Annotated in this window: 7 protein-coding genes and 1 pseudogene; 2 read left to right on the top strand and 6 right to left on the bottom strand. The window is 64.8% G+C overall.

Annotated elements, in window-relative coordinates; translation table 11 throughout:
* Window positions 1–265: 265 nt before the first annotated feature.
* A pseudogene (locus tag C936_RS15215) lies at window positions 266–1088 on the top strand (IS110 family transposase).
* A gap of 526 nt (window positions 1089–1614) precedes the next feature.
* A complete protein-coding gene (locus C936_RS0113100) occupies window positions 1615–2688 on the top strand; it encodes a porin (protein WP_018174148.1) in 1074 nt (357 codons plus the stop codon).
* Window positions 2689–3089: 401 nt separating this feature from the next.
* Here the strand turns inward: C936_RS0113100 and C936_RS0113095 are convergent, their stop codons facing one another.
* From C936_RS0113095 to C936_RS0113070, 6 genes are all read right to left on the bottom strand, one after another.
* A complete protein-coding gene (locus tag C936_RS0113095) occupies window positions 3090–3926 on the bottom strand; it encodes a secretin N-terminal domain-containing protein (RefSeq protein WP_038038688.1) in 837 nt (278 codons plus the stop codon).
* The gene (locus C936_RS0113090) at window positions 3892–4374 is read right to left on the bottom strand and encodes a hypothetical protein (RefSeq protein WP_018174146.1); all 483 of its coding nucleotides are present in this window, start codon (window positions 4372–4374) and stop codon (window positions 3892–3894) included. Before C936_RS0113090 ends, C936_RS0113095 begins: the two co-directional genes overlap by 35 nt.
* Window positions 4375–4593: 219 nt before the next feature.
* Entirely contained in the window at window positions 4594–5046 is a 453-nt protein-coding gene (locus C936_RS0113085; RefSeq protein ID WP_018174145.1) for a GNAT family N-acetyltransferase, read from the bottom strand.
* A 191-nt stretch (window positions 5047–5237) separates the two neighbouring features.
* Window positions 5238–6491, bottom strand: coding sequence for a cyclopropane-fatty-acyl-phospholipid synthase family protein (locus C936_RS0113080; RefSeq protein WP_018174144.1), 1254 nt, complete (start codon window positions 6489–6491; stop codon window positions 5238–5240).
* On the bottom strand, window positions 6491–7261 hold the full coding sequence (locus C936_RS0113075) for a DUF1365 domain-containing protein (protein WP_018174143.1): 771 nt from the start codon (window positions 7259–7261) through the stop codon (window positions 6491–6493). The genes C936_RS0113080 and C936_RS0113075 overlap by 1 nt, the downstream gene beginning before the upstream one ends.
* Window positions 7262–7270: 9 nt before the next feature.
* Complete coding sequence (locus C936_RS0113070) at window positions 7271–8644, bottom strand: NAD(P)/FAD-dependent oxidoreductase (RefSeq protein ID WP_018174142.1); 1374 nt, start codon at window positions 8642–8644, stop codon at window positions 7271–7273.
* Window positions 8645–8761 lie beyond the last annotated feature (117 nt).

Here is an 8761-nt window from a genome sequence, read left to right as displayed (position 1 = left end):
CCCAATCGGCCAGAGGGCTGGCCTCCTTGTGTGTCGTTGCAGATGGGTCGCTACCACCTGTGGCGCTGTACTCGGGGCAACCCGTTGGCCTCCTGAGGCTTTGAGCCTGATCCGTAGATCGGTACCCGAGTCCTTTTTCATCTCGAAGTTTGAACGGTATCCAAGCCCCCCGTCAGGGACGGGTGAGGCTGTACGGACAAGGCGAGAGGACGAGATGGCTCACATTGGCATTGATGTCAGCAAGAACAAGCTCGACTGCATGTGAGTGCGGGACTTGGGGGCGGGCAAGATCAAGCCCAAGGTGTTCCCGAACCGCCGGGACCAGTACCCGGAGCTGCTCCACTGGCTCGAGCGCAACACGGGGGAGTCGCCCCAGGCACTGCACGTGTATCTGGAGGCCACCAGTCCCTATCACGAACCCCTGGCGTACTGGCTGCATGAGCAAGGCGTTCGGGTCCATGTGCTGAACCCGGCTCAGGTGCGCTTCCACGCCCAAGGCATGGGGGTGCGCAACAAGGCGGACCGCAAGGACAGCATGATGCTGGCGCGCTACGGCATCGAACGCACCCGCGCCGTGGTAGCCGGAACCCCCAGAGGTGCGGGAGCTCAAGCGGCTTCTGGGACGCCTGGAGGCGCTGGAGCAGGACATCCGGCGCGAGGAGCATCGTCGGCTGCAGCGGCAGATCGATGACCACTTCGACGCCCATGACCACCTGAAGCGGGATCGGGCCCTGTTGGAGAGCATCCCCGGGATCGGCCGGGTGTTATCGGCCTCGATGACCGCGACGCTGCGCAGCCGCGCGTTCAGGAGTGCCCGACAAGCGGCGGCGTTCCATGGACTGGTGCCGGTCCAGCGGCGACCGCGGCTGGCGAAGGCCGGCTCAAGCCGCCTGCGACGAAAGCTCTGCATGGCGGCGGTCACGGCCGCGCACCACAATGCCGACGTTCGGGCGCAGTACCAGCGCCTGTTGCAGCGCGGCAAGGCGAAGATGGCGGCAATCGGCGCCGCGATGCGCAAGTTGCTCCATATCGCCTTCGGTGTGCTGAAGTCGCAGCAGCCGTACCAGCCTCGCTGCAGCACCGGTTGAACCCAGTGACGGAGACACGGTATCTACAACTCCATCTTCCGCCTTGCACACCGTAGGATGCATTGAACCAAGCGAAACGCATCACTCCAGCCTTCGCGCCCTCGCCTCAATTGTCGCCTTCCCGCAACAAACACTCTCGAACGCCTGCCCTGTAACCCTTAGTTGCGCATATGCAACAGCTTCATGGCGGCCGTATTCCATCCTCTAACCCGCCTGAAAGCGCACTTTTCTATAAAATAAGATCATCCTTATATGGGTGCTCCATCACAACTACCGTGCGTCCTCGGCAGTTGCCATTACTGCCCTTATTCAGTGCCTTGCGATGCAGTTCTGCACGGCCTTTCACTCGTATCCATGCGTTCATCCCGGTTGCCGAGGCGCAAACTTCCAACGCACTCGACATTTTTTCGCCACAAAGGGTTGAAATGCGACACCGTGGTGTATATAAAACACCTGTCATTCGCGGCATCGACCGTGGATGCAGGCGTAGAAATGAACCAAACACCTCTCCTGGGAGATACGCAACATGAAAAAACAGATTCTCGCAGTCGCCGTTGCCGGCGCCTTCGCACTCCCGGCCTTCGCCGCCGCGGACTCCTCCGTCACCCTGTTCGGTCAGCTGCAGACGCAGATCGTCCACCACAGTGGTGGTTCCTCCGATTTCGACAGCGGTGTCCGTGTGCATGACGCCGGTGGTGCCGGCTGGATTGCTGACGGCAACGGTCCGAACCGCATTGGCGTGAACGTTAACCATGATCTGGGTAACGGCCTCAACGCGATCATGAAATGGGAAGAGGACGTCCAGACTGGCAGCGGCGGTATTACTGCCGGTTCGCGCGACCTCTACGTAGGCCTTTCGGGTGACTTCGGTCGTGTCCTGCTGGGTCGTCAGAGCCTGCCGTACAACACCGCTGGTAAGGACCCGCTGAACGGTACCTTCATGCAGGCTCGTGGTAACGGCGCCCGCCTCGGCACCGGTGGCGGCATTGGTGGCCTGGGTAACGGGTCCTATCTGGATCGCGTTGTCAGCTATGGCAACAGCTTCGGCATTGTTAGCCTTAATGTCGCGGTTGCCACGGACAACGGCGATGTGGCTGGGAATACCGACAGTGGCGAACAGGCTTACTCGGCGCGCTTGAACTTCGACCTGAACCCGGTCGAGCTGTACATTGCTCATACCAACGGCGATGACTTCCTGGCCCAAGATACTGATTTCCGCGCAAGCAAAATCGGCGTGGACTGGAGCACTGGCCCCTTCCGCGTGGTGGCAGAAGTTGAAGACTACAAGTGGGAAACCGATGATGGCTTCACCGTGCGCGACGCCACTGGTGGTTTCGTCTCCGGTGTATACACCATGGGCCGTAACGATTTCGTCCTGAGCCTGGGCCACACTCGTAGCTCCGCTGACGCTGGCGACGGTAACACCGACTTCGCCGCGCTGGGTATTAAGCACAACTTCAGCAACCGTGTGATGGCGTTTGCTGGTGTCTCCTACACCAGCCATGACGATGATGTCCCGTTCGGCCGTCCCGGTGATGCCGGCGGTATCGGTGGTAACTCGTACACCGGTGTTGGTGGCGGCATGCGGGTGTCCTTCTAAGCCCGAGCACTGCTTACAAGCGGTATAACAACACGCACTAGCTTGTTTTACGGGGCCCCCAGGGGCCCCGTTTTTTATGTGCGACATTTGGCCCCGTTCGGGGCTTTTTTGTGTCTGGCGTTCACGGGGGTTCTGTGCGTTCAGCAGTCGATATTGCGATCTCCGCGGAATGGATCGTGTCCCGCTCATTGCTGGAGTGGCGGTTACTCTTTGTCATCCCGGCCGCAGCGAGGCGGAGAGCCGGGATCTCCGGCGTCGGGACTGGAAAACGGCGATTTGACGAGCCAGGTAGGAGATCCCGGATAACCGCTGCGCGCTTTCCGGGATGACGGTCAGTGGGCGCTGGTGGAGCGGGCGGGGGCCCGTACGGTATCGAAGGGCCTTTGTCCCTTGGTGGACGATCAGTCGATCGGGTCGACTCGGATCTGAAGCGACAGGGTATCTCGTTCGCGGGTGGTGCGCCGGGAGGCAATGCCGCGTTCGTCTAGGTTGATGGTGCGACCCACTCCGGCGATATCGGCCCAAGCGCCGGGCTCGATGGTGATGGATGATTCGACGGACTGGCGTTCCACGCGGCCCATGGTGGTGGCGGGTGGCTGCTCGTGCAGCTGAAAGATATCCACGCGGATGCGGCCGTCGGGCTGTGTGTGGGGTTGCACTCGGAAGCCGCGGGCGGTGTCGCGAAAGACGGGTTCCATGCCGAAGCCGGCGCGGCCGGCGAATACGCGGAAGCCGTGGGCCTCGGTCTCGCCGACCAGGATGACGGCCTCGGTGCCTTCGCGCAGGCGGATCTGCTGGGTCGGGTCGTCGTGGCGGGTGGTGGTCCAGCGCCGGGCGGTACCGCGGGCCTGGGTGCCATCCGGGCCGGATTCGATGTCGATCCCTGCACCGGTTTCCTGCCGGGGGCGCTCGCTGCTGCGGCGTACCGAGAGGACGAGATCCTGGGCGCTGTGGTCGAGTTCGGCCACGACCTCGCGGATCTGCACGAGGGTCTGGGCGTCGGCGCGAACCAGGAGGCGGAACCCATCGGCGCGCAGCGTGGCGGCATTCCCGAACAGGCCTTGTAGCTCTGGCAGGATCTCGGCGGCCGGGCGATTTTGCAGCGGGAGGACGGCGACCTCGGCCTGTGGGTCGCGGGCCAACGCGGGTGCCGAGAGTCCGGGCAGTAGCAGGCACCCCGCCAGGATGCGCAGGGTGTGGCGCCTAGACCATGAGCCGGCGCAGTTCGATCGCTTCATCGCTGAGACTCCAGTTCGCCTCGAAATCCAGGGCGGCCCGCTGGGTGCCCCCACGATCATCGACATCCCCCCGAAGGATTCGTTGCCCTCCAGCCTGGGTCAGCTGCATCCAGCCGCTGTGGTCAGCGATTGCGGTCAGCGTCAGGGGGCTCTCCTCGGCGGCATCGAGCCGGCGCACGGTGACGGCGGTGGGCAGACGCTTGATGGTTTCGACCAGTCCAGGGATGCGATCCCGCAGCGCCAGATCGTCGTCCACCAGAATGCGGATGTCCGTATGCCGGTGGCGGCGCGCGATGTTGGCCAGATACGAGCCCAGCTCCAGCCCGCGAAACTCCGCCAGGAGTCCCACGCGCGCATGCAGCCAGAAGCGCCGCCGGGTTTGGTCCAGCAGCTCCCCGAGAAGCACGGCGGCATCTTCCATCACGGGGTCGGTCGTCGGTTCGGCCATGCAGTCGCCTCCGGGCAGGGTCTCTACTCAGCATAGGCAACTACCGCCCATCGCGCATCTACGCGCATGCGCAATCAATGGAGATGGATGATTCGGTTCGAGCGGCTGTGCCGGGAAGGGGCCGTACCAACAATCGTGGTCACCCACAGCGTGGTGTGCGGCACGGGACCATTGTCCCGAGTGTTTTCGGAGGAATCGCAACTCGCGAGCAGGTGTTGGTTACCTGGCCTGCGCCAGGGGCTGGCGGATGCGGCGGAGCATGCGGCGGTGGGGGATGCCGGCGTCCTCGAAGGTGTCGGAGATGATGAAGAAATCGTGCTGGGCGTAAAAGCCCAGGCGGGTGTTTTGGGCGTTTAGCCAGACCTCGCGCCAGCCATGGCGGATGGCGGCCTCGACGGCGTAGTCGAGCAGCCGCGAGCCGATTCCGTGGCCGCGCCAGGGTTCGCGCACGGCCATGCGCCCGATCTGACCGGAGGGCAGCATGCGCAGGGTACCGATGGGTTCGTCGCCGGGGCCGATGGCCAGCCAGTGCAATGCGGTCACATCCAGACCGTCGAATTCCAGCGGCTCGGGGACGCCCTGTTCGTCGATGAAGACCTCGCGTCGGACGGCGGAGATGGCTTCGGCGTCGGCGGGCCAGCTGGCCTCGCGGAACTGAATGCGTTGTTGCATGGCTGGGGTCCTCGACCAATCGGGGCTCGACCACACGGGGCGGGTGGTGCGCGGATCCCGCTTTCCATGAGCCCGGAAATTTGCATTCTAGTCGACGAATCCAGAACCGTCCTGTGACTGGTGTCCCAATAAACTGGTGATTGGGTACCAGTTTGCGCTCATCGGTGGGGAGGGGTCTTGAGAATCTTGGATTATTGGGAAGTCATGTGGGGCGCGCGCTCGTCCCGGTCGTGGGGCTCCAGGACTACCTGCATCAGGTCGACACGCTGGTGCTCGAAACCGACTTCGCAGTAGGCGAGGTAGTAGCGCCACATGCGGAGGAACTCGGGCGAGTATCCCAGGGCCTCGATAACGGGTTCGGCATGGCGCACCTCGCGATCCCAGCGACGCAGGGTTTCGGCGTAGTCCTGCCCAAAGAACTGCTGATCGCCGATCGCGAGGCCCGCCTGGCGGGCGGCGGCGTTGAAGCGGGGGACGGACGGCAGCATCCCGCCCGGGAAGACATACATCTGGATGAAATCGGCGTTGTTGCGGTAATACTCGAACGCGGCTTCGTCGATGGTGATGACCTGCAGTGCGGCGCGCCCGCCTGGGCGCAGGCAGGCACGCAAGGTCTCGAAGAAGCTGGGCCACCATTGCTGTCCGACCGCTTCGAACATCTCGATCGAGACGACGTGATCGAACTGGCCGTGCAGATCCCGGTAATCCTGCAGGCGCAGTTCGACACGGTCGGAGAGACCGGCCCGCTCGATCCGCTCGCGAGCGTAGTCGAGCTGTTCCTGCGACAGGGTAATTGCCGTGACGCGATGGCCCCGTCGCGCGGCGAGTTCGGCAAAGCCGCCCCAGCCGCACCCGATCTCGAGGATGTGGGACCCGGGGGCGGCGTCGAGTTGATCCAGCAGGCGCTCGTACTTGCGCTGCTGGGCACTTTCCAGTGCCTCGTCGCCGCGGCTGAACAGGGCCGCGGAGTAGCTCATGCTCGGATCCAGCCACATGCGATAGAAGTCGTTGCCTAGATCGTAGTGGAAGCGGATGTTGGCACGACTGCCGCGGCGGCTGTTGCGGTGCCACCAGTGGCGCAGGGCGTCGAATTGACGCTGGACCACGGGGCGAGCCGCAAGATCGGCCAGCGCCGCCTCGTTGTCGGTGGCGAGGTGCAGCAGGCCCTTCAGGTCCGGCGTATTCCAGTCCCCCGCAATATAGCCCTCGGCAAAGCCGAGATCGCCGTGGCGCAGGATGCGCAGCAGCGTCCGCCAGGGCCGCTTGAGGTGCCAGATCACTTCACGTCCGGGTTGCTCGCCCTGTACGACCTCCCGTTCCCCGCGTGGGCCGACCAGCGTCAATTGTCCCTGCTCGAGACCGCGCAGGGCCCGGGTGATCAGTTGCAGGGCCCAGTGCCGGCGGGTCGCGAACCCGGTCGTCGCGCTTCCTTGTTCGACGGACATCAGTGCATCTCCTTTTGCGGCGGCGCAGGGCGCGGGTGGTAGCGTCCGCCGCGCAGCCAGATCTTGAGTGCCTGCCAGTGAATCAGTGGCAGGACCTTGAGGGTCATCCAGGGCTGGTGCATCAATGCGGCCAGCAGCGTTCGGTCGGCAAAGTCGCGCAGGCGGCCGTGCTGGGTTGCGACCAGGAATGGTGAACCCGCCTGGGTCTCGCGGATTGCCAACCGCACGGTGGCCCCGCGTTCCAGCCGTGCGGGCGAGATGGTGAAGGCGTAGCGCGCATCCATGTCGATGAACGGGGATACATGAAAGGCCTTGTCCTTCTCCTGGCGTACCGGCGTGGTCATGGTGCACCCGCCTTCGTGCAGCAGGTAGTGGTGGTGCTCGCCGAAGGTGTTGCGGACTTCCAGCAACACGCCACGCAACCCGCCATCCGCGTGATAGGCGAACCAGGCGCTGAGCGGGTTGAACGCGTGCCCGAATACGCGCGGCATCGCGAGCAGGTGGATCGTGCCGCCCGCGAGCTCAATGCCGTGCTCCGCGAGACGGGACTCGATCCAGGGCCGCCAGGGGCGACCGTCGCGGGGGCCGTGGTCGCGGGTATGCAGGCTGAACAGGTTGAAACGATTCAGGGAGAAAGCGCGGCAGCGGGCCGCGGTGGCCTCCAGGCGATCAATGTCGAACAGCGCGGCGATCACCGGATAGCGAAAGCGGTACGCCGGCGCCGCAATGCGCTGGTGCACAACCGATGTGTAGACGAGGGCCGCGTCCATGCCAGCGCCTCAGGCATCCTCGGGGCGCGCAGCCGGTGCCGCGGTCGGCGTCGCGCCACCGCCGTTGACCGGCTCCGAATCCACCGCCACCGGCGCGGGTGTAGTACTCGGCGTGGAGTCCCAAGGGGGCGCGATGCCCATCGCCTCGCCGATCGCGACGGCGGAGCGCAGCCCGTCCTCGTGGAAGCCGTCGCCCATCCAGGCCCCGGCGAAATGGAGTCCGTCCTGGCCCTGGCGGTCCATCAGGCGCTGGCGTGCGATCTCGGCGGGGGCATCCATTACGGGATGTTCCCAAAGGTGCTCGCCAAGCACTGCGGTGGGGTGGGGCTCGCGCCAGGGGTTCAGGCTGATCACGTAGTCGCGGCGACGTTCCAGGTTGTGCAGGCGGTTCATCCAGTAGGAGACCGAAACCCGTTCACCAGGCTGCGTGGTGCGTCCGCTCAGGTAGTTCCACGAGGACCAGACGCGGCGTGAGCGGGGCATCAGGGTGGCGTCGGTATGCACGATGGCGCGGTTTTCCTGGAAGCGGCAGTCCGCCAGCAGGCCGTCGAGCGCGGGCATGGTTCGCCCCAGGAGGCGGCGGGCGTCGTTCGCATGACAGGCGAACACGACTCGATCGAATCCCTCGGAGCGCTCCGCGGTCAGCACACGCCACTGGCCGCCTTCGGGGATCACGGCGCGGACGGCCTCGTGGATGACGCTACGCGGCTCGAGCCGCGCGGCGAGGCGCTGCACATATTCGCGGCTGCCACCGCGCACGGTGCGCCACTGCGGGCGGTCGCGCAGGTCCAGCAGCCCGTGGTTGCGAAAGAACCGCAGGAAACTCGCGGACGGGAACTCGCGGATGGACTCCGGCGGCGCGGACCAGATCGCGGCGGCCATCGGCAACAGGTAGTCCTCGATGAAACCCTGGCCAAAGCGGTGCCGCGACAGAAAATGGCCCAAGGTGCCCTGCGGCGTCTCGCCGCGCTCGAACAGTCGATGCCCCAGGCGGTTGAAGCGCAGGATGTCGGCGCCCATACGCAGAAAGCGCGGGCTGAGCAGGTTGCGCCGCTGCGCGAACAGGGTGTTCAGGTCGCTGCCGGCGTATTCCACGCCGTGGGGATGCCGGGAACAGGAGAACGACATTTCAGTCGGCTGGGTCGGCACGCTCAGGTCGCGAAAAAGGCGGGTCAGCAGCGGGTAGTTGCGCTCGTTGTACACCACGAAGCCGGTATCGAGGTGCGTGGGGCCCTCCGGGTCGGATACCTCGATGGTGTGGGCGTGACCGCCCAGTTCGGGCGCCGCCTCGAACAGGCGCACCTGGTGACGCGACTGCAGGATCCAGCCGCTGGCCAGCCCGGCGATGCCGCCGCCGATGACGGCGATGCGAGAGGTGCTCATGATGACGGTTCCGATTCCATCAAAGGGTGATGTACATCTTATACAATACCTGTACAATGCCTGCAAATGGTCGTCGTCCAGAATACGGCGCACAGTGAGCCCCGCACAGCCCGGGGC

It is taken from the genome of Thioalkalivibrio sp. ALJ4 (assembly GCF_000377225.1).
GTDB lineage: Bacteria > Pseudomonadota > Gammaproteobacteria > Ectothiorhodospirales > Ectothiorhodospiraceae > Thioalkalivibrio.
This window is presented reverse-complemented; position numbering and strand designations above follow the sequence as displayed.

What these genes read in the sequence shown, in the direction of transcription:
- C936_RS0113090 (WP_018174146.1), bottom strand. Translation starts at nt 4,374, where the DNA reads ATGGCCGAACCGACGACCGACCCCGTGATGGAAGATGCCGCCGTGCTT.
- C936_RS0113080 (WP_018174144.1), bottom strand. Translation starts at nt 6,491, where the DNA reads ATGTCCGTCGAACAAGGAAGCGCGACGACCGGGTTCGCGACCCGCCGG.
- C936_RS0113095 (WP_038038688.1), bottom strand. Translation starts at nt 3,926, where the DNA reads ATGAAGCGATCGAACTGCGCCGGCTCATGGTCTAGGCGCCACACCCTG.
- C936_RS0113070 (WP_018174142.1), bottom strand. Translation starts at nt 8,644, where the DNA reads ATGAGCACCTCTCGCATCGCCGTCATCGGCGGCGGCATCGCCGGGCTG.
- C936_RS0113085 (WP_018174145.1), bottom strand. Translation starts at nt 5,046, where the DNA reads ATGCAACAACGCATTCAGTTCCGCGAGGCCAGCTGGCCCGCCGACGCC.
- C936_RS0113100 (WP_018174148.1), top strand. Translation starts at nt 1,615, where the DNA reads ATGAAAAAACAGATTCTCGCAGTCGCCGTTGCCGGCGCCTTCGCACTC.
- C936_RS0113075 (WP_018174143.1), bottom strand. Translation starts at nt 7,261, where the DNA reads ATGGACGCGGCCCTCGTCTACACATCGGTTGTGCACCAGCGCATTGCG.